This is a genomic window from Longimicrobiaceae bacterium, assembly GCA_035936415.1.
Classification (GTDB): Bacteria; Gemmatimonadota; Gemmatimonadetes; order Longimicrobiales; family Longimicrobiaceae; genus JAFAYN01.
This window is the reverse complement of the sequence record DASYWD010000030.1, coordinates 1-19,455: the sequence shown is the minus strand read 5'-3', so window position 1 is coordinate 19,455 and position 19,455 is coordinate 1. Positions and strand designations below refer to the sequence as shown.

Annotated in this window: 17 protein-coding genes and 1 riboswitch; of the genes, 13 read left to right on the top strand and 4 right to left on the bottom strand. The window is 69.6% G+C overall.

Features of this window, described 5'->3' with window-relative positions; translation table 11 throughout:
- Positions 1 to 691: hypothetical protein (locus VGR37_01230; GenBank protein ID HEV2146018.1), on the top strand; the 691-nt coding region annotated here is incomplete at its 5' end.
- A 36-nt stretch (positions 692 to 727) separates the two neighbouring features.
- Here the strand turns inward: VGR37_01230 and VGR37_01225 are convergent.
- Positions 728 to 1,417, bottom strand: a complete 690-nt coding sequence (locus VGR37_01225) for a methyltransferase domain-containing protein (GenBank protein HEV2146017.1) — start codon at positions 1,415 to 1,417, stop codon at positions 728 to 730.
- A 249-nt stretch (positions 1,418 to 1,666) separates the two neighbouring features.
- Here VGR37_01225 and VGR37_01220 point away from each other — a divergent pair, with 249 nt between their 5' ends.
- The 7 genes from VGR37_01220 to VGR37_01190 all read left to right on the top strand — a co-directional run bounded on the left by VGR37_01220 (position 1,667) and on the right by VGR37_01190 (position 13,194).
- On the top strand, positions 1,667 to 3,547 hold the full coding sequence (locus VGR37_01220; protein ID HEV2146016.1) for an acyl-CoA dehydrogenase family protein: 1,881 nt from the start codon (positions 1,667 to 1,669) through the stop codon (positions 3,545 to 3,547).
- Between the two features lie 157 nt (positions 3,548 to 3,704).
- A riboswitch (cyclic di-GMP riboswitch) is annotated at positions 3,705 to 3,782 on the top strand.
- 143 nt (positions 3,783 to 3,925) lie between these two features.
- Entirely contained in the window at positions 3,926 to 4,510 is a 585-nt protein-coding gene (locus VGR37_01215) for a YfiR family protein (GenBank protein ID HEV2146015.1), read from the top strand.
- Positions 4,507 to 6,276 carry a methyl-accepting chemotaxis protein gene (locus VGR37_01210; protein ID HEV2146014.1) on the top strand — a complete coding sequence of 590 codons (1,770 nt, stop codon included), beginning with the start codon at positions 4,507 to 4,509 and terminating at the stop codon, positions 6,274 to 6,276. The genes VGR37_01215 and VGR37_01210 overlap by 4 nt, the downstream gene beginning before the upstream one ends.
- Positions 6,277 to 6,361: 85 nt before the next feature.
- Positions 6,362 to 8,296, top strand: a complete 1,935-nt coding sequence (locus VGR37_01205; GenBank protein HEV2146013.1) for a TonB-dependent receptor — start codon at positions 6,362 to 6,364, stop codon at positions 8,294 to 8,296.
- A gap of 213 nt (positions 8,297 to 8,509) precedes the next feature.
- Entirely contained in the window at positions 8,510 to 10,807 is a 2,298-nt protein-coding gene (locus tag VGR37_01200) for a 3-hydroxyacyl-CoA dehydrogenase/enoyl-CoA hydratase family protein (GenBank protein HEV2146012.1), read from the top strand.
- Between the two features lie 30 nt (positions 10,808 to 10,837).
- Complete coding sequence (locus tag VGR37_01195) at positions 10,838 to 12,004, top strand: thiolase family protein (protein HEV2146011.1); 1,167 nt, start codon at positions 10,838 to 10,840, stop codon at positions 12,002 to 12,004.
- Between the two features lie 8 nt (positions 12,005 to 12,012).
- On the top strand, positions 12,013 to 13,194 hold the full coding sequence (locus VGR37_01190; protein HEV2146010.1) for an acyl-CoA dehydrogenase family protein: 1,182 nt from the start codon (positions 12,013 to 12,015) through the stop codon (positions 13,192 to 13,194).
- On the opposite strand, the gene VGR37_01185 is transcribed toward VGR37_01190, so the two are convergent.
- Together VGR37_01185 and VGR37_01180 are read right to left on the bottom strand one after the other, a co-directional pair.
- Complete coding sequence (locus VGR37_01185; protein HEV2146009.1) at positions 13,169 to 13,300, bottom strand: hypothetical protein; 132 nt, start codon at positions 13,298 to 13,300, stop codon at positions 13,169 to 13,171. The two genes, VGR37_01190 and VGR37_01185, sit on opposite strands and share 26 nt — an antisense overlap.
- Positions 13,300 to 13,473: a hypothetical protein gene (locus VGR37_01180; GenBank protein HEV2146008.1), complete on the bottom strand. Its 174-nt coding sequence runs from the start codon at positions 13,471 to 13,473 to the stop codon at positions 13,300 to 13,302. Before VGR37_01180 ends, VGR37_01185 begins: the two co-directional genes overlap by 1 nt.
- 589 nt (positions 13,474 to 14,062) lie before the next feature.
- Between VGR37_01180 and VGR37_01175 the strand changes: the two genes are divergently transcribed.
- The 4 genes from VGR37_01175 to VGR37_01160 all read left to right on the top strand — a co-directional run bounded on the left by VGR37_01175 (position 14,063) and on the right by VGR37_01160 (position 17,008).
- Positions 14,063 to 14,674 carry a hypothetical protein gene (locus VGR37_01175; protein HEV2146007.1) on the top strand — a complete coding sequence of 204 codons (612 nt, stop codon included), beginning with the start codon at positions 14,063 to 14,065 and terminating at the stop codon, positions 14,672 to 14,674.
- 214 nt (positions 14,675 to 14,888) lie between these two features.
- Positions 14,889 to 15,332 carry a hypothetical protein gene (locus VGR37_01170; protein ID HEV2146006.1) on the top strand — a complete coding sequence of 148 codons (444 nt, stop codon included), beginning with the start codon at positions 14,889 to 14,891 and terminating at the stop codon, positions 15,330 to 15,332.
- 173 nt (positions 15,333 to 15,505) lie between these two features.
- Positions 15,506 to 16,438 carry an isoprenylcysteine carboxylmethyltransferase family protein gene (locus VGR37_01165; protein HEV2146005.1) on the top strand — a complete coding sequence of 311 codons (933 nt, stop codon included), beginning with the start codon at positions 15,506 to 15,508 and terminating at the stop codon, positions 16,436 to 16,438.
- Positions 16,439 to 16,594: 156 nt separating this feature from the next.
- Complete coding sequence (locus VGR37_01160; GenBank protein ID HEV2146004.1) at positions 16,595 to 17,008, top strand: hypothetical protein; 414 nt, start codon at positions 16,595 to 16,597, stop codon at positions 17,006 to 17,008.
- Here the strand turns inward: VGR37_01160 and VGR37_01155 are convergent.
- Positions 17,005 to 18,099: an IS630 family transposase gene (locus VGR37_01155; protein HEV2146003.1), complete on the bottom strand. Its 1,095-nt coding sequence runs from the start codon at positions 18,097 to 18,099 to the stop codon at positions 17,005 to 17,007. The two genes, VGR37_01160 and VGR37_01155, sit on opposite strands and share 4 nt — an antisense overlap.
- Before the next feature lie 670 nt (positions 18,100 to 18,769).
- On the opposite strand from VGR37_01155, the gene VGR37_01150 reads away from it, so the two are divergent.
- The gene (locus VGR37_01150; protein HEV2146002.1) at positions 18,770 to 19,318 is read left to right on the top strand and encodes a hypothetical protein; all 549 of its coding nucleotides are present in this window, start codon (positions 18,770 to 18,772) and stop codon (positions 19,316 to 19,318) included.
- Positions 19,319 to 19,455 lie beyond the last annotated feature (137 nt).

The following is a 19,455-nucleotide window of genomic DNA, read 5'->3' as shown; positions in this document are numbered from 1 at the left end:
TCCCGGGGGAAAGCGGCTCAATGGCGTCTACCTGCGGGTGAAGACCGCCAGCGACATCTGGGGGCGCGGGCTGGTCAGGGAGTACCTGACGCTCTTCCCCGACGGCCGGTACTACGCCGGCGGCTATCCGGAAGAGGGGATGCACGGCTTCGACTGGAGCTACTGGTGCGGCAGGAAGGACCGGAGCTGCGGCACCTACGAGGTGGAGAGCCGGAGCGGGGACCGCCTCGACCGGGTGCGGACGCGCAGCACGAGCGGAGAAACCAAGGAGTACCAGGTCGCGCGCGAGCAGGGCCAGAGCGCCATTTCCGCATTCGATCGTCTCGACCGGCTCGACGGCCTGCGGCTGGGGTCGCGCTACCAGGCCGACTGCCACAACGGGTACACGGGATCGATCGAGTTCACGCGCGACGGCCGCTTCACCGAGCGCGAGTTCCTGGGCTGCGTCGGCTGGCTCCACATCCGGGGGCACCACATCGACAGCCCCGAGGAGTACGCCGCCCGGAAGCGCGTCCTCGAGCAGCGGCCCGCGGGCTCGGGGACCTATTCGATCCAGGCCAACACGCTGGAGCTGCGCTACTCCGACGGGCGGAACATCCGCCTGGGGATGCACGCAACCGCGGACCCCGCGCGAAACGCGGATCCGGCGGAGATCTGCCCCCGGGAGCAGTGCCTCAAGCGGGTTCCGTAGCCCGCGGACACCGCGGCCGAGGGTGGTGTCTACATCCTATGCCGGCGGCGCCAGCTCGTAGACCCCGATGGGGCGCGGCGCCGCCTCCTCCCCCACGTTCCACTTGGCGAGCGCCACCGTCCAGCCGTCCCCCTCCAGCGCCTCCAGCAGGCCCAGGCTCGTCCCCCGGAAGGGGTCCGTGAGCAGCACCCGCCCCCCCGGCGCGAGGTTCGCCTCGAAGATCCGGCGCAGGTGCGGGTGCATCGCCTCCCGGTAGAGCACGTCCGAGCCCAGGATCCAGTCGTACCGCCCGGCGTCGTGCCAGTCCGTCCAGTCCGCCAGGCGGTGCTCGATCGCCCCCACCCCGTTCCGCTCGCCGTTGCGCCTGCAGACGGACATCGGCACCTCGTGCCGGTCGGTCTGCACCACCCGCGCCCCCAGCGACGCGGCCACGATCCCCGGCAGACCCGTGCCGGCGCCCAGCTCGAGAACCGTCCTCCCGCGGAAGTCCTCCGGCCGGGAGGCGACCTCGTGCGCCAGGGCGATGGCCGCGGGCCAGAGGGCCACCCCGTACGGCCGGTGGTCCCTCTGCTCGCGGAGGAAGCGCTGCTCGTCCTCGTGCGACAGCACCGCGTCCGTGTGCAGCACCGTCCACTCGCGCCCGGCCAGCCCCAGGCGGTACTCCTGCAGCGGGAAGTCCCCGGCGGTGGTGTGCAGCACCTGGGGCGGCGGGGCGGATGCGCTCATCCCGGGAGGCGCCTACAAGATTCCTGCCGGGAGAGCCGGCTATGAAACCCTTGCCTGCGGTGGGGCGGCGGGTTATTCGTATCGTGTCTGCCGAACAGTGTTCGGTACGGACGGCAACGGCAGGTCGCACGCGGAGGAAGCAGAGGAAGCAGAGGGGCACCTCCCGTTCTTCGCCGTCCTCTGCTTCCTCTGCTTCCTCTGTGTGCGCTTGCTGTTACGAGCGGCCACGATCCCTTCCCAGGAGGAGCCATGAACGCCCCCACCGCCGCAGCCCCGTCGGCGCAGGTCACCGAGAAGGAAGCCCGCGCCGTCGCGGAGGCCGCCCGCGAGACCGAGTGGAGCAAGCCGAGCTTCGTGCGCGACCTCTTCCTGGGCAGGCTCCGCATGGAGCTGCTCGACCCCTTCCCGCAGGGCGACCCCGAGCAGGAGGCGCGCGGCCGGGAGTTCCTGGAGCGGCTGGAGGCGTACCTGAGGACGGTGGACGCGGCGGCCATCGAGCGGGAGGGGCACGCCCCGCCGGAGGTGCTGCGGGAGCTGGCCGGGCTGGGCGCCTTCGGGATCAAGATCCCGCGGGAGCACGGCGGGCTGGGGCTCTCGCAGCGCACCTACGGCCGCGCCATGGCGCTCGCGGGGTCGTGCTCGCCCGCGCTCGGGACCATCCTCTCCGCCCACCAGTCCATCGGCGTGCCGCAGCCGCTGAAGACGTTCGGCACGCCGGAGCAGAAGGCGAAGTACCTCCCGCTGCTGGCCCGCGGGGCCGTGTCCGCCTTCGCGCTGACGGAGTCGGACGTGGGGAGCGACCCGGCGCGCATGGGCTCCACCGCCGTGCCCACCGAGGACGGCGAGGCGTACGTCCTGGACGGCGAGAAGCTCTGGTGCACCAACGGTCCCATCGCCGAGTTCCTGGTGGTCATGGCGCGCACGCCGCCCCGCAGGGAGGGCGGACGCGCCGGGATCACCGCCTTCATCGTGGAGACCGCGTGGGAGGGCGTCGAGGTCACCCACCGCTGCGAGTTCATGGGGCTGCGCGGCATCGAGAACGGCGTGGTCCGCTTCACCGGCGTCCGGGTGCCGAAGGAGAACGTCCTCTGGGGCGAGGGGAAGGGGCTCAAGCTGGCCCTGGTGACGCTGAACACGGGCCGCCTCACCCTCCCGGCCACCTGCGCCGCGACGGGGAAGTGGTGCCTCAAGGTGGCGCGCGAGTGGGCCGCGGTGCGGAGGCAGTGGGGCGCCCCCATCGGGAAGCACGAAGCGGTGGCGCAGATGCTGGCGAAGCTCGCGGCCGACACCTTCGCCATGGAGGCCGTCGCCGAGCTCTGCGCCGCGCTCGCCGACGACGGGAAGCTGGACATCCGCCTGGAGGCCGCGCTCGCCAAGCTCTTCAACTCCGAAGTCGGCTGGAAGGTGGTGGACGACACGATGCAGATCCGCGGCGGGCGGGGCTACGAGACCGCCGAGTCGCTGGCCGCGCGCGGCGAGGCGCCCATCGCCGTGGAGAAGGCGATGCGGGGGATGCGCATCAACCGCATCTTCGAGGGGAGCTCCGAGATCATGCGCCTCTTCATCGCCCGCGAGGCGGTGGACCCGCACCTGCAGAAGGCCGGCGCCTTCGTCGACCGGGAGGCGCCCGCGGGGGCACGGGCGCGCGCCGCGGTGGGGCTCGGGATGCACATGGCGGCCTGGTACGGGGGGAACCTGGCGGGGGCGGTGGGCGGATCCCGCTACGCGGAGTACGGCGAGCTGGCCGGCCACGTGCGCTTCGCGGCACGCGCCTCGCGCAGGCTGGCGCGCACGCTGGCGCAGGCCATGGCGCGCTTCGGGCCGAAGCTGGAGCGGAAGCAGGCGGTCCTCTTCCGGCTGGTGGACGTCGGCGCGGAGCTCTTCGCCATCAGCGCCGCCTGCGTCTACGCCCGGCACCTGGCCGGGACCACCCCGCACGACCGGAGCGCCGTGGAGCTCGCGGACCTGTTCTGCCGCGGGGCGCGCCGACGGGTGGAGCAGCTCTTCTCGCAGGTGTTCGACAACGACGACCCCTACACCTACCAGGTCGCGCAGGAGGTGCTCGGCGGACGGCACGCCTGGCTGGAGGAGGGGGTGATCCAGGCGCCCTCGCCGACGCCGCCCGCCTGACCCGGCAGCCAGGGAGCGCGCAACGTGGGGGCGTTCTGACCGTATGGATTATGCCTCAAACTGGCAATGACTTAGCTCCTTGACAACCGGCGGGCAGACCCGTAATCTTCCCGCTCCACGTTACAGCTCTGTCCAAGCGCGCTGCGCTGTTGCAGAAGTCCGAAAAAGGCACACCCGTCGCGAGGCGGGGCCGCAAAGCCAGGAGTCTCCCCCGGGAGATCGTCCGGCCGCCGAAGCTCCGCATCCGCGTGCCCGCACGCCCATGCTTCGGCTCCCCGCATCCCGAGCCGCCGCCCCGCGTGCGGGCGTTTTGTTCTCTCCCGTCGCCGCCGTCCCGAAGCACGCCTTCCCCGTCCCACGCCACACCCGAGCTCTCCCATGCCGAAGCCGACTCGCAAGCTGCGCGTCCCGATCGCCGCTGCGCTCCTTCTCCTGGCCTGCATTCCCCGTCTCGGGGCGCAGACCGACCTGCCGCTCGACGTCCAGGTGCCGCTCCTGCTCCGCGTTCTCGCCTACGACCGCGCGCTCGATCGCTCCGGCGACGGTGACGTGGTGGTCGCGGTGCTCTACGACGCCGCCAGCACCGCCTCCAGCGAGTCGCGGAGCGCCTTCGCCCGGGCGGTGCGCGGCGGGAAGATCACGACCGTGAACGGCCGGACGATCCGGCTGGTGGAGATCAACGTGGCCGCCGGCCAGGTGGACGCCGCCCTGCGCCGCAACCGGGCCGTGGCCGCGTACCTGACCGCCGGGCTGGATGCGCGCGTGGACCAGCTCGTGGCCGCGGGCGGCGCCAGCCGCACCCTGATGATGACCGGGAACTCGGAGTGGGTGCGCCGCGGCGTGCCCGTGGGAGTGGGGACGGCGGGCGGGCGCCCGCAGCTCGTCATCAACCTTCCCTCCGCGCGGGGTGCGGGGGCCGACCTGCCCTCCAGCCTCCTCCAGATCGCGACGGTGGTGCAGTGATCCAGGTGAAGGCGCCCAACCGGCTCCGCGCGGTGGAGCCGCCGTTTCCGGGCACGGCACTTCCTGCTCCGCAGGAGCCCGAGCGCCCGGACGAGCCCACCCCGGCCGAAGGAGCGGTCCCAAAGCGGCGCGCCGCCGTCTCGCGCTGGTTCGCCGACCTGGGGCTGCGCGGCAAGTTTCTCCTCGGGTTCGCGGCCGTGGACCTGCTCTTCGTGGCGTTCGTGGCCGTCTTCCTGGCGGGGCAGTGGCAGGAGCTCCGGCGCGCCGAGACGCGGCTGGGTGAGCAGGGCGCCCGGCTGGCGGCGCTGATCGGGAGCCCCGTCGCACCCGCCCTGGAGTTCGGCGACACGGCCACCGTGCGCCAGATCGTCCGGGAGAACGCCTCGCTGGTGCCGGAGCTGGTGCAGATCGCCGTCTACCAGGACGGCCGCGCGCTGGTTCGCGAGGGGTCCAGCACGGACGCCGTTCCCCAGGCGGTGCTCTCGGGCGAAGCGCAGGTACGCCGGGACGGCGCGGTCTTCGTCTCCCGGCCGCTGCCGCTGGCGGTCGGGGAGGCCGCGGTGGTCCTGGAGCTGTCCACGGCCGCGCTGCGCGCGCGCGTCCGGGAGAGCGTGATCTTCGCGGGGGTGCTGTCGCTGGCCTTCCTGCTCTCCGGCCTGGTCATCTCCCTGCTGCTGGCCCGCGGCATCGTCCGCTCGGTGCAGCTGGTGGTGGCGACCGTCTCGGACGTCACCGCCGACGGCAGGTGGGACCTGACCCGCCGCGTCCCCGAGACCGGTGGCGACGAGCCGGGCCGGCTGGCGGGGTGGATCAACGGGTTCCTGGCGGAGACCGGCACCCTGGTGGGCTCGGTCAAGCGGGCCGCCGGCGGGGTGACCGCCGGCGGCGAGGAGATCGCCATCGCGCTGGAGCAGCTCTCCGCCTCGGCCGAGGCGCTCAGCGAGAGCATCGAGCACGTGGCCGAGAACGCCACCCGGCAGGTGGACCGGCTGCGCGAGAACGCCGAGCAGGCGCGCCAGACGGCGGAGCTGGCCGAGCAGGTCCGGGGGCGCGCCACGGGGGCCGGACGGTCGGCCGCCGGGGTCGTGGAGTCGGCCCGCGAGGGGCACGGAGTGGCGGAGCGCGCCCGTGGCAAGATGAGCCGGATCTCGGAGCGCACCGCCGAGACGCGCCGGGCCATGGACGAGCTGCACGCGCTGTCGGGGCGCATCGACGCCGTGGTCGGCGCGATCCGGGGGATCGCCGCCCAGACGAACCTGCTGGCGCTGAACGCCGCGATCGAGGCGGCCCGTGCCGGCGAGTACGGCCGCGGCTTCGCCGTGGTGGCCGACGAGGTCCGCAAGCTCGCAGAGGCCGCCGCCCGGCACACCGCCGAGATCGGCGAGTCGGTGGAGTCCATCCGCGACAAGGTCTCGGGAGCGGTCGCCTCGGTGGCGAACGTGGAGGCCGAGGTCGCCGACGGCGTCGCGGTGATCGGCTCCACGGCCGCTCTCCTGGAGCGCGTGGTGCTGGAGGTGGAGGTGGTCGCGGGCGAGGTCCGGGAGATCACCGTGCTGGCGGTGGAGCAGGGGAGCTCGCTGGAGCACGTGCTCGCCGGCGCCATGGAGCTGGCCGAGCTGGGAGAGCTCCAGGCGGCGAGCGCCACCGAGATGGCCGCCACCGTCGAAGAACAGACCGCGTCCACCGCCGAGGTCGCGCGCTCGGCAGAAGCCCTCAACCGGATCGTGCGGGAGCTCCAGGCGGAGACCGCGCGCATCCACGTCTGACCGGCGGGCCCGCCGTACGGGCCGCGCCGCTTTCCTTCACCGTTCGTACCCTCCCACCCACCCACCCACCCATCGGTACACCATCATGAAGTCGACGCACGTTCTCTTCACCTGCGTCTGCGCGGCGCTGCTCGCTCCCCCGCTGGCGCACGCGCAGGACGCCGGCGAGATCAGCCTGGAGTCGCTGCTGAACCAGGAGGTCTCCTCGGCCTCCAAGTTCGCCCAGCGCATCGCCGACGCCCCGTCGGCCGTCACGGTCGTCACGGCCGAGGACATCCGCCGCATGGGCGCGGTGGACCTGCCCGACGCCCTCCGCATGGTCCCCGGCCTCAGCATGCGGGCCAAGACGCGCGGGACCTACACCGCCAGCGCGCGCAACGCCTACGATCCCGCGTCTCCCCGGATGCTCGTGCTGGTGGACGGGCGTCCCACGGCGCTCGAGATCCACAGCACCACCCTGTGGGAGGCGGTCGAGGTGGCGCTGGAGCAGGTCGAACGCATCGAAGTGGTGCGCGGCCCCGGCTCGGCGCTCTACGGCGGCAACGCCTACGACGGCGTGATCAGCATCACCACCCGGCGCCCCGCCGGCGGTACCGACGTGGTCTCCTCGGTGGCGGCCGGGGAGCACCGCGAGCGGCAGGCCACCGTGACCGTGCGCCACACCGCCGCGGCCGTCCGCATCGACGGTTTCGCCCAGACCGCGGCGTCCGGCCTCGGGGCCGCGTTCGTCACCGCGGACGGGACGCGGCTGGAGCGCTCCACGGAGATGAACAAGGGGAGCCTGCGCCTGGGCTGGAGCAACGCCCGCGGCGTGGACGTGGAGCTCGCGGGCGGGATGAGCGACGGGAAGAGCATCCAGTTCTGGACGCTCGGCGAGCCGTTCGCCTACAAGCCCTTCGAGACCCGCTATGCCCAGCTGGGCTTCACGCTCCCCGCCCTCGTCGGCGGCGCGGAGCTGCGGAGCCGGGTCAACTTCATCGCGCGGACGCTGGGAGACCCCGCTCTCGACGGCACCGAGAGCACCCGCACGGAGGGCGAGGTGACGCTCAGCCGCGCGCTCGGGGCGCACCGCGGCATCCTGGGCGCGACGGCGAACCACCTCCACGTGGAGGAGAACTACTACATGCCCGAGCACGCGGACCAGAACATCTTCGGGGTCTACGTGCAGGACATCTGGTCGATCTCCCGGGTGCTGGAGGTGACCGCGGGAGCCCGCTACGACCGCCATCCCCTGGCCGGCGGCAAGGTCAGCCCACGGGCCACCCTGCTGGTGCGCCCGTCCCCGCTGCACACCGTCCGCACGTCCGCCGGGCGGGCCTTCCGGTACCCGACCGTGCTGGAGAACCACATGCGGCTCCCCCTTCGGCTGGGGGGTGGCCTGGTGATCGAGGCCGCGGGGAGCGAGAAGCTCAGGCCGGAGGGGATCACCTCGTACGAGATGGGCTACATCGGCTCTCCGCACCCGGCGCTCACGCTGACGGCGGACCTCTTCGTCAACCGGTACGACAACGCGGTCCGCTTCCAGATGACCGACTTCATCCATCTCCCGAACGGGACGCCGATCCCCGTCCGCGGAGAGTTCACCAGCGTGGCGGGAGGGAACGCGCGGGGCGGCGAGCTCGGGGCGGTGGTGCTCCCGGCGGAGTGGCTGCGGTTCCAGGCCAACTACGCCTACCTGGATCTGGAGAACGCGAAGGGCATGCGCGTCCTCACCGCCCCGGAGCACAAGGTGAACGCGGAGGTCGGCGTCCGTCCGCTCCGCCCGGTGTGGGTGAACCTGACCTACCACCATCTCAGCGAGGCCGACTACACCGGGCTCGTGTCCACGGCCAGCCCCTACGGCCACCCCACGGTCCTCCCCGCCGGCGGTATCTTCCACCTGAACGCCGCGGCGGACCTGTGGCGCGGCCTCTCCGGCTCCGTGCTGGTCCAGAACCTCGGCGACCGGCGCTACCAGGACATCTACGGCGGAGAGTCGTTCGGGCGGCGGGTGGTCGCGAAGCTCAGCATGAAGCTGTGAGCGGTCCGCCGGCTCCCTGAGCCGGCCCAGAGCAGCAGGTGGTGAAGCCCCCCGACGGCACGTCCGTCGGGGGGCTTCCGTCGGTTCCCCTTGTCCAGGGTGGCCCGGCGACGTATATCGTGTATTCCAGCCGAACACCGTTCGGTGCCGGTCCACGTTCCCGTCGGCGGTGCCGCATCGGGCGCAACCATCAACCAGGCGAACCGGCAGCGTATGCGAATCCGAAAGATTGGGGTGGTGGGCGCGGGTACGATGGGGAGCGGGATCGCGGCGCTGGCGGCTTCGGCCGGCGTACCCGTGGTGCTCCTGGACGTCCCCGGCGGCGAAGGGGACCGGAACGGCCCCGCGCGGAAGGGGCTGGAGCGGGCGCTGAAGGCGAAGCCCGCCGCCTTCATGGACCCGGACCGCGCCCGCCTGGTGGAGACCGGGAACACCGAGGACGACCTGGAGAAGCTGGCCGGGTGCGACTGGATCGTGGAGGCCATCGTCGAGCAGCCCGGTCCCAAGCAGGCGCTCTACGCGCGCCTGGAGGAGCTCCTCCCCCCCCACGCCGTCGTCGCCACCAACACCTCCGGGATCCCCATGCGGACCCTGGTGGAGGGGCGCGGCGAGGGCTTCCGCCGCCGCTTCCTGGGGACACACTTCTTCAACCCCGTGCGCTACCTCCACCTGCTGGAGGTCATCCGCACCCCGGACACCGACCCCGCCACGATCCGCGCCATCCGGGAGTTCGGGGAGCGGGTGCTGGGGAAGGGGACCGTGCTGGCGAAGGACGTCCCCGGCTTCATCGCCAACCGCCTGGGCGTGTACGGGAGCGTGCAGACCATGCGGCTCATGGAGGAGCACGACCTCACGATCGACGAGGTCGACACCCTCAACGGCCCGCTGGTGGGCCGACCCAAGTCCGCGACCTTCCGCACCGCCGATCTCTCCGGGCTCGACATCCTCAAGCACGTGCGCGAGGGACTGTCGCAGGCCACGGGCGAGGACTTCGCCATGCCGGAGTGGGTGAGCGACCTGGTCGCGCAGGGGCGCCTGGGCGAGAAGACCGGGGCCGGCTTCTACACGAAGGAGGGGAAGCAGATCCGGACGCTGGACTGGAAGACGGGCGAGTACCGGCCGCAGGAGAAGCCCGAGATCCCGGGCGTCGCGGAGCTGCAGGGGAAGCCGCTCGCCGAGCGGGTGCGCGGCGTCCTGGAGCTCCCGGGGAAGTACGGCGCCTTCGCCCGGGCGCTCTACGCGCGCACCTGGCACTACACCCTGGAGAAGGCGCCGGAGCTGGCCTACGACGTCGTGGCGGTGGACCGCGCCCTGGAGTGGGGCTTCGCCTTCGAGCGGGGCCCGTTCCGGCAGATGGACGCCGTGGGGCTGGACCGCGTGCGCGAGCTGATCGCGGCCGAGGGGCTCCCGGAGCCGGAGCTGCTGCGCCGGGCCGGCCCCGCCTTCTACCGCGAGGACGGTCACGTCGCCTTCGACGGGAGCGTGGTCCCGACGCCGGAGGCGCCGGGCCGGATCTCGCTCGCCGCGCTCGGCCGCGACGGGCGGGTGCTGGAGGAGGGCGCGGAGGCCGCGCTACTCGACCTGGGCGACGGCGTGGCGCTGCTGGAGTTCCGCTCTAAGTTGGGCACCCTGGGCGAAGGGGTGCTGCGGATGCTGCACACCGCCCTTGAGCGCGTGGCGGGCGAGGACCGCGCCGGGCTGGTGATCGGGCACGAGGACGCGCGTGCCTTCAGCGCGGGCGCCAACCTGGTCGCCACCCTGGGCGCCGCGAAGGAGGGGCGGTGGGAGGAGCTGGACCGCAGCGTCCGGGCCTTCCAGGACACCATCCTGTCCATCCGCCGCGCCTCCTTCCCGGTGGTGGTCGCCCCCTTCGGCCTCGCGCTGGGCGGGGGCGCCGAGATGACGCTCCACGCGGACCGGGTGCAGGCGCACGCCGAGCTCTACACCGGCCTGGTGGAGACGGGCGTGGGGCTGCTCCCCGCGGGCGGGGGCACCAAGGAGCTCCTCTTCCGCTTCACCGCCGACCTGCAGCCGTACGAGGACGCCGACCCCTTCGAGGCGGTGCGGCGCGCCTTCGGGCTGATCGCCCTGGCGAAGACGAGCGCGAGCGCGCTGGAGGCCCGCCGCATGGGCTTCCTGCGGGAGTGCGACCGGATCAGCATGGGCCGGCACCACCTCCTCGCCGACGCGAAGGCCCGGGTGCTGGACCTGGCGCCCGGCTACACGGCCCCGCTCCCGCGCACCGTCACCGCCCTGGGAAAGAAGGCGCTCGGGAACCTGCGCTACGGGATCTGGGCGCTCCGCGAGGCCGGGCAGATCACGGACCACGAGGTGCAGATCGCCAACGAGGTCGCCTACGTCCTCTGCGGGGGCGACGGCAGCCCGCGCGAGGTGACGGAGCAGGACGTGCTCGACCTGGAGCGCGAGGGCTTCCTCCGGCTGCTCGGCACCGAGAAGACGCAGGAGCGGATCGCCCACACGCTCAAGACCGGAAAGCCGCTCCGCAACTGACCCTTCGAGAACGCGCACCGGGAGAGAAGCATGCAAGAGGCCGTGATCGTCAGCGCCGTCCGCAGCGCGGTCGGCAGGGGGAAGGAGGACGGCGCGCTCGCCACCGTGCACCCGGTGGACGTGTCCGCCGCGGTGATGAGGGGCGCCGTCGAGGCCGCCGGGATCGATCCGGCGGAGCTGGACGACGTGCTGTGGGGGTGCGCGACGCCGGAGGGGCCGCAGGGCGCGAACGTCGCGCGGCTGGCGCTGCTGCACGCCGGCTTCCCGGTGGAGGTCTCCGGCACCACCGTGAACCGCTTCTGCTCCTCCGGGCTGCAGACCATCGCCATGGGAGCGCAGGCCATCATGACCGGGATGGCGGACGCCGTGGTGGCGGGCGGGATCGAGATGATGAGCCAGATCCCCATGGGCGGCTTCCACAAGGAGCTGCACCCGGAGCTGGACGACGCCTACATCGGGATGGGGTTCACGGCCGAGCGGGTGGCCGAGCGCTGGAAGGTGAACCGGGAGGACCAGGACGCGTGGGCGCTGCGCAGCCACCAGCGCGCGGCGCGCGCGCTCGGCGAGGGGCGCTTCGACGCGGAGATCGTGCCGATCACCGTGGAGCGCGACCGCTGGGAGGGGACCGCCCGGAGAACGGAGGAGGTCGTCTTCCGGCAGGACGAGCTGGTGCGCCCCGACACCTCGCTCGAGAAGCTCGCGAAGCTGCGTCCGGCCTTCAAGGTGGACGGCACCGTCACCGCCGGGAACGCGTCGCCGTACTCGGACGGCGCGGGCGCGCTGGTGCTGATGAACCGCCAGAAGGCGGACGCGCTCGGCGTGCGGCCCCTGGCCCGCTTCGTCACCTTCGCCACCAGCGGCGTGGACCCGGACATCATGGGGATCGCGCCCGTGAAGGCCGTGCCGAAGGCGCTCCGGCGCGCCGGGATGGCGCTGGGCGACGTGGACCTGATCGAGCTGAATGAGGCGTTCGCGGCGCAGGTCCTGGGCGTCATGCGCGAGCTGGACATGCCCGAGGACCGGACCAACGTGAACGGCGGCGCCATCGCGCTGGGGCACCCGCTGGGGGCCACCGGCGCCAAGCTCTCCACGCAGCTCATCCACGAGCTGGGCCGCCGCGGCGGCGGGGTGGGGCTGGTGACGATGTGCGTGGGCGGCGGGATGGGCGCGGCCGGCATCTTCGAGGTCTACGGCTGAGGCCCGCCGTGCCGCTCGAGCTGGGCCTCTCCCGGGGCACCGACTACTACCTCATGGACGAGCTCCTCACCCCCGAGGAGCTCGCCGTCCGCGACCGGGTGCGCGACTTTTGCGACCGGGAGGTCGTCCCCGTGATCGGCGAGTACGTGGACCGCGCGGAGTTTCCCGCCTTCCTGGTACCGAAGCTGGCGGAGCTGGGCGTGATCGGCGGGACCATCCGCGGCTACGGGGCGCCGGGGCTCAGCATCATGGCGGACAGCATGGTGCGCATGGAGCTGGCCCGCGGCGACGGGAGCGTCGTGACCTTCTTCGGCGTGCACTCCGGGCTCGCCATGCAGTCCATCTACCTCCTGGGCTCGGAGGAGCAGAAGGAGCACTGGCTCCCCTCCATGGCGCGGCTGGAGGCGATCGGCGCGTTCGCGCTCACCGAGCCCGAGCACGGCTCGGACGTGGTGTCGCTGGAGACCCGCGCGCGGCGCGAGGGCGGCGAGTACGTGCTGGAGGGGCGGAAGCGCTGGATCGGCAACGCCTCGTTCGCGGACGTGGTCGTCGTCTGGGCGCGCGACGACGAGGGGAGCGTGGGCGGGTTCCTGGTGGAGAAGGGCACCCCCGGCTACCACGCCGAGGTGATGACCGGGAAGACCTCCAAGCGCGCCGTCTGGCAGGCGGACGTCCACCTGGACGGGGTGCGCATCCCCGCCGCGAACCGGCTCGCGCACGCCCGGACCTTCAAGGACACCACGCGGGTGCTCTCCACCACTCGCTACGGCGTGGGGTGGACGGCCATCGGCCACGCGGTGGCGGCGTACGAGGCGGCGCTCGTCTACGCGAAGGAGCGGGTGCAGTTCGGGAAGCCGATCGCCTCCTTCCAGCTCGTGCAGCACAAGCTGGCGAACATGCTGGCCGAGATCACCTCCATGCAGATGCTCTGCCTTCGGCTGAGCCGCCTGGCCGCGGAGGGGCGCATGACGGACGGGATGGCGTCGCTGGCGAAGATGACCACCGCGAAGAAGGCGCGCTGGGTGGTCGCCGAGGCGCGGGAGATGCTGGGCGGGAACGGGATCCTGCTGGACCACCACGTCGCCCGGCACTGGATGGACATGGAGGCGGTCTACACCTACGAGGGGACCGACTCGGTGCAGGCGCTGATCGTGGGCCGGGAGATCACCGGGATCTCGGCCTTCCGCTGAGCGCGGAGACCTCGGCCGCGGTGGTGGCGTTCGACTGGCTGGTGTTGTACGACCACGCGCTGAGCTCGGCGTCGGTCCAGCCGTCCGCCTTGAAGCGCGAGATCATCACGTCCCACTGCGAGCGTTCCCCTGCCACCCGTGCACGAACAGGATCGGGTGGCGGGTGGCCGTCGCCGACGCCCGCGCCTCCAGCTCCGTGGGCGTGGTGCGCTCGCACCCGGCGATGGCGAGGGCGGCGAGAATGAGCCGGATGGAGAGGTGCTTGCCGGTCCGGAGCATCGGGGCCTCCATGGGTCCGAGGTGGGGGAAACATCGGTGCGCCCGGTGCACCAGTTTGGAATGGCCGATAAGCTGCGCTACGACGCTCGAAACGGAGTGCCCTGGCGCGCCGATCAGAAGGAGGATACGCACGACCTGGCCAAGGAACCCGGGCGGGACGGAACGTCTTGTTCGTGCAGGGCAGGGCGTCGTATACTGCGGCAGATCGATGTTGCCCGCTGTCGCATAATCCGTCCCACGACCGAATATGCGGAAGAGAACTCCACATAATCTGTTCTGTGGGATCCGAACAGGAGCAGGAGGCCCGGTAGCAGCAAGTAGATGCGGCCGGCGCGGGGCGGTGCGGTGCTCGCGCCTTATCTGGAACCGATTCCAGGCCGCTCCGCGCCAGGAGACCCGGAACGTATCCCGACGGCGAGGCTTGGGACCTTGGCTTCCTGCGTGTTATCTGGATCTTCTTCGGCCTAAACAGTAGTTAGGCGGCTGGCCAGCAGGGCTCCTGTCGTGCGCCTACTTGCGCGCGACCTCCTCCCGGTGCAGATACAAAGCAGCTCACCGCAATCAACAGCGTGTATTGATGGGCGCCCCCATGACCGACACTATCGCAATCGTGATCTCTGGCTTCGCCCTGGTGGTTTCGGCCCTAACCGCCTGGCTGACGGCGTGGCGCCGCGGCAACGTCTACATGACGCAGCCAGCGCTGGTCTACCTCGGCTCAGATGGCGATATCAGCACGCCCAAAGTCTACTTGCGTACGATGCTGTATAGCAGTGGGGAGCGCGGCCATATCTTGGAGAGCATGTTTGTGAAGGTTCTCCGGGGTGAGTCCGCTCAGACGTTCAATGTCTGGGTGCTTGGAGAGAGTGAACTATCTCGCGGCAGCGGCCTGTATATCAGCGAGAGCGGTGTCAGTTGTAATCATCACTTCCTCTTGCCGGCCGACGGTACCCGTTTCGACCTGATACCGGGCGAGTACGCCATTCAAGTCTTCGGCGCGATTGTGAGTGGCCGCCGCATTCTCAAGCTGAAGGAGTTCCGCGTTACGCTCACCTCCCAAGATATCGAGGTGATCCAGCGGGATCGGGGCGGTATCTTCTTCGACTGGAGCCCTGAACATCATCGGTATCACAGCCACGTGGGTCCCAAGTTGCCGCCGGCACAGCATAGGCCGGAAGTTCCTGGTCCGTCTCCCGCCGCCTAACGATTGCGTTGCAGGCGACATGCGGCCGGCGATGCTTTCTCGCCTGGTGACCGGACCGCCAGTCACCGTGTCCCGGAGTTGCAGTTTGGCCGCACGCGCCTGAACTTGAGGGCGTTAGGCGCGCCGGACCTGACATCCTGTCACGCACCCGTCCGCGCATGACCTTGCCCAGTGTAGATGCGGCACCAGCAAATTCAACCAACGACCTGTAGCTATGAGCGATCTCGACCCAACCGATGACCGTGTTCGACTCGATCTACAGTTGCTCTATGATCGTTCCCGCACCTCGGCATTCGATCTCCTAAAACTACTCGTCACATTGGCGACAGCCGGCGTTGGCACGTACTTCTTCACCCTCACAGGGAAGTTGGAGCCGGCGATCACGCCTGGAGAACGAACAACGGCCCTGCTCGCTCTCATTCTGCTGGGTGCCGCCGCGTTTGCTGGACTTCTTGCCTGGGGAGCCGATGCGCGGTTTTATGAAAGGTGGGCCCAGAGTTTACAGAAGGAAGATGGTAAGGGTCTGCGGTGGCGGAGTAGGAATAGAGCCAACATGGTACGCCGGTACCTGCTCGGCCTGGCCATCCTACTTTTCGTAGCTGGGCTTTTGGTATCTGGCGCTTTCGCATTCCTCCGCAGTGGCCGGATCGTGCAATAGCGATACTCTGGGCCCCCCGCGCCTAACGATTGCGCTGCAGGAGACGTGCGGCCAGACATGCTTTCATGCCTGGTGAGCAGAGCGCCAGTCGCCGCGCCCCGGGATTGCAGTTTGGCCGCACGCACCTGAGCTTGAGGGCGTTAGGCAGCGACAGCCCTATTCACAATCGAAGCGTGTCCAATCTCTCCCAAGTAGCCGGCATCTACTTCCTCCTCCAAGCAGGCGGGGTCGTCGGCTGGTGGGCTCTCTTGTGGCTCCATCCCGAGTACCGCATCCCTTTTCAACTCGACGTCCGCTCCGAAACCGCGCTCCTCGCGTTCTGGCTTCCCGACCTCGTCTTACTGGCTGGGGGCTCTTTGGCCGCGAGTGTTTGGTCCTTCCGCAGAAGTGCCCTCCTCCCGTACGCTCTCTGGTTCGTTACGGGAAGCGTCAGCTATGCAACGCTCTACTGCCTGGCTGGAGCCCTGATCACAAATGGTGGCTGGCTGAGCGTCGTGCTCATGGCTCCTGCCATGCTGCTGTCGCTCGTGCTCACCCTTGCCCTCATCCCTCAGAGTCGGCGCCTACTTCGCCAAGCTCGGCCCGGCTCGGTAGGTAGGAATCTCACCAAAACCGTTGTCCAGATCGTGATTTTCTGGGGAGTCTTGCTCTTCGTAGTGCCTGCGGTCCTCGTGGAGCTTCAAGAGCGAGTCGGGATCCCGCTGGTCGCGTTCCCCTTCCAGAAGGCTACTGCGGCTGCTCTTTTCCTAGCATTCAGTGCGGTGGGGCTGTGGAGCGGCTATACCATGTCACGATTCGGGCAGGGCACCCCTCTTCCCCTGGACAGTCCCCGGGCACTGGTCGTTCGCGGCCCTTATGCATTCGTGCGCAACCCGATGGCGATTGCTGGCCTCGGGCAGGGTGTGAGCGTCAGCCTCTATACGGGTTCGGCTCTGGTCCTCGGATATGTGCTCCTGGGTACCTTCATCTGGCAGTATGTCGCGCGCCCCGTGGAGGAGGAGGATCTTTCGACTCACTTCGGGGCTGAGTACGAGCGGTATCGCCAGCAGGTCCGGTGCTGGTGTCCAAGTCGAACTCCGTTTCAGTCCGATCCTCCTGCTGCCTAACGAATGCGCTGCAGGAGACGTGCAGCCGGCGACCCTGGTACCGGCTGGTGCCTTGAACGCCAGTCGCACTTCGGCGTAAGTTCACATTCGGCTGCCCGCGCCTGAGCTTGAGGGCGTTAGGCGGCCAGACACGCATTCTCTCTCGACGGCAACCGGATGCCAGAACCGACAGCATTCACTCTCGAGGAGTACCGATCGCTTCGGACTGAGCTGCTTGCGAAGCTGGAAGCAGCAAGGGCAACGCAGGTGTATGCTGTGGGCGCCGCAGCGGCGTACTACGCCTGGCTCAACGGCCTTCAGGACGCCCCACCCCGGCTGTCCGCACTTTGGTTCGTGCCGGTGGGAATAGCCGTACTCGGTCTTCTACGAAACCTCGACCTGAGGAATCAGGTAAAGGTAATCGGGGAGTATCTCGCCGTGATTGAGGAACAAGTCGCAGACAGTCGTCCGGAGCAACTGGGGTGGGAGCATCACCTCAACCGAAATCGGGCGCGCTATGTAAGTCTCTCAACCCGCGCGTTTTGGGTGGTGTTCATTATCCTGACAGGCGTACTGCCATTCGTCTTCTAGTGGTCTGAGTTAGAGATCCTCTGGCAGAAGCGTGCGACGCTCTGCAGAATCTCGTCAGCGGTCCTGGTCCAGACGAAAGGCTTGGGGTGTTCGTTCGTGGCACCCACGTACCGATGAATCGCCTGCTCCAGGGCGTCGATGCTGGGGTGAACCCCACGCTTGAGCTGCTTGGAAGTCAGGAGTGCGAACCAGACTTCGACCAGGTTGAGCCAGGATGCGGTGGTCGGAGTGAAGTGGATGTGGTAGCGTGGGCGCTTGACCAGCCAGTCCCGAATGAGCGCGGTCTTATGGATCGAGGAGTTATCCAGGACCAGGTGCACCTCCAGTTCCGACGGGACGTTCTGGTCGATGCTGTCCAGGAAGTGCCGGAACTCCACGCTCCTGTGCCTCGGCTGGCACTCTGCGATCACAGTGCCCGCCTTGACGTCCAGCGCTGCGAAGAGGTCGAGCGTACCGTGGCGGATGTAGTCGTGCGTCTTCCGCTCCACCTGTCCAGGCTGCATCGGCAGCACCGGAGCTGTCGGCTCCAGCGCTTGGATCTGCGGCTTCTCGTCGAGGCAGAGCACCAGTGCCCGATCCGGCGGAGCGAGGTAGAGCCCGACGATGTCGCGGACCTTCTCGATGAAAAGCGGGTCCTTGGAGAGCTTGAACGTCTCGCTGCGATGCGGCTGCAGCCCGAAGGCTCGCCAGATGCGGCTGATCGCCGTCTGGCTCATGCCCGATGCCCGCGCCATGCCCCGCGTACTCCAGTGCGTCGCATCCGTGGGCTGGCTCTCCAGCGTCAGCGTCAGCACGCGCTCGACGTCTTCGTCCGTGATCGTGCGCGGAGCTCCGGGGCGCGGCTCGTCCAGCAGGCCCTCCAGCCCGCGCTCGGCGAAGCGCTTGCGCCAGACGCCCACCGTGGCTCGGTGCACCCCCAGTTCACGCGCGATCTGGCCATGGGAGGCGTCGGGATGCTCCGCGCACGCGAGCACGATGCGGGCACGAAGGGCGAGCGCCTGCGCCGTCTTGGGGCGACGCGCAAGGCGGAGAAGTGCCTCTCGGTCAGACTCCGAGAGAGAGAGCGGGGTGGGGCGAGGTCCTCGAGGCATGGCTCCCTCCAGTATGGGACCATGCTCGCCCTCGCACCACCCAGGCCATACTGATACGTGACTTACAACTCAGACCACTAGCTGCCATGAGCCAGCCGCCCAACGAGTCGTTGCAGCAGACGTGGCCCGTCACGCATGACGGTGATCCGCTCTCCCTCACCATTGAGCGGAGCGGAAGCCGTCTCGCCCGCGGTCGGCGGCCACGCAGCTGAACTGGGGCGTTAGGCGGCGCCGGATCCGGCATCCAGCCGCGCACCCGGGAGCGCCGGGTGAGCTTCTCGCGCGCGCGTTTCCGCAGCCATTTGCGTGCGGTCGGCAATGGGTCGTCAGCATCGTCGTTCTCGGCCGCTGGGCGACAATCGCCCGCGTCCGCCACGGCTCTGGAGCAAAGCACGTCCTCCGGGGCGCTCCCGGGCACGCGTGCTCCCTTCAGCTCCGGCGCCGCGCGGCCGGTTGACGGCCCCCAGTCACGGCCGCATCCTCGGCGCCGTCCCGCCTAACGATTGCGTTGCAGGAGACGTGCGGCCGGCGATACTTTCACGCCTGGTGAGCGCACCGCCAGTCACAGTGTCCCGGAATTGCAGTTTGGCCGCACGCACCTGAACTTGAGGGCGTTAGGCGCGCTGGTCTGCGGCTCGTATCGTGACTACCTGAGATACGGGAGCCTTCCATGGGTCTGGATGCCGTCGAGCTGGTGATGACGTACGAGTCCGCGTTCAGGGTCGACATCTCCGATGAGGAGGCGGCCCGCATGCGGACTCCCCAGGACGTGGTAGACTTCTTACTCCCTCGCCTTGGGGAGAGCCACGACAGCCGGTTCGCCTGTTTGTCCGCTCGTGCCTTCTATCAGTTTCGGAACTACATGGTCACCCGTCAGCCGCACTCGCGCAACACCGTTTCGCCCCGCACTCTCATCGTGGAACTCTTTGGGCCGGACGCTTCCGAGCAGTGGGCTGACATGCAGCGGAGGCTGGACTGCGAAAACTGGCCGAAGCTCAAGCGCCAGAACCGACTCTTGGGCTGGTTTGGTGGCGTGGAGACTTTGGGCGAGGCCGCCGCGGAGATCGCCATGCTGAACCCGCGCCGCTTCCATCCGGAACCTTGGAATCGATCCGAGTTGGAAGCAGTTCTCATGCGGATCACCGAAACTGAACTCGGTCTGGAGCCGGGTCGGTTTACGGTGCACTCCCGCTTCGTGGAAGACATGCGGATTGATTAGAAGGCTGTTGAAGAAGGGGGCCTTCGGAGGCGGCACCGAGTCGACGGCAGGATTGGCCGTGGAGAGGGCACGCAGCGGCGGCTCCGCGGGAGGCGTAACAGAGGAGGCAAGGCTGGTACGGAGCACAGGCGGGATGC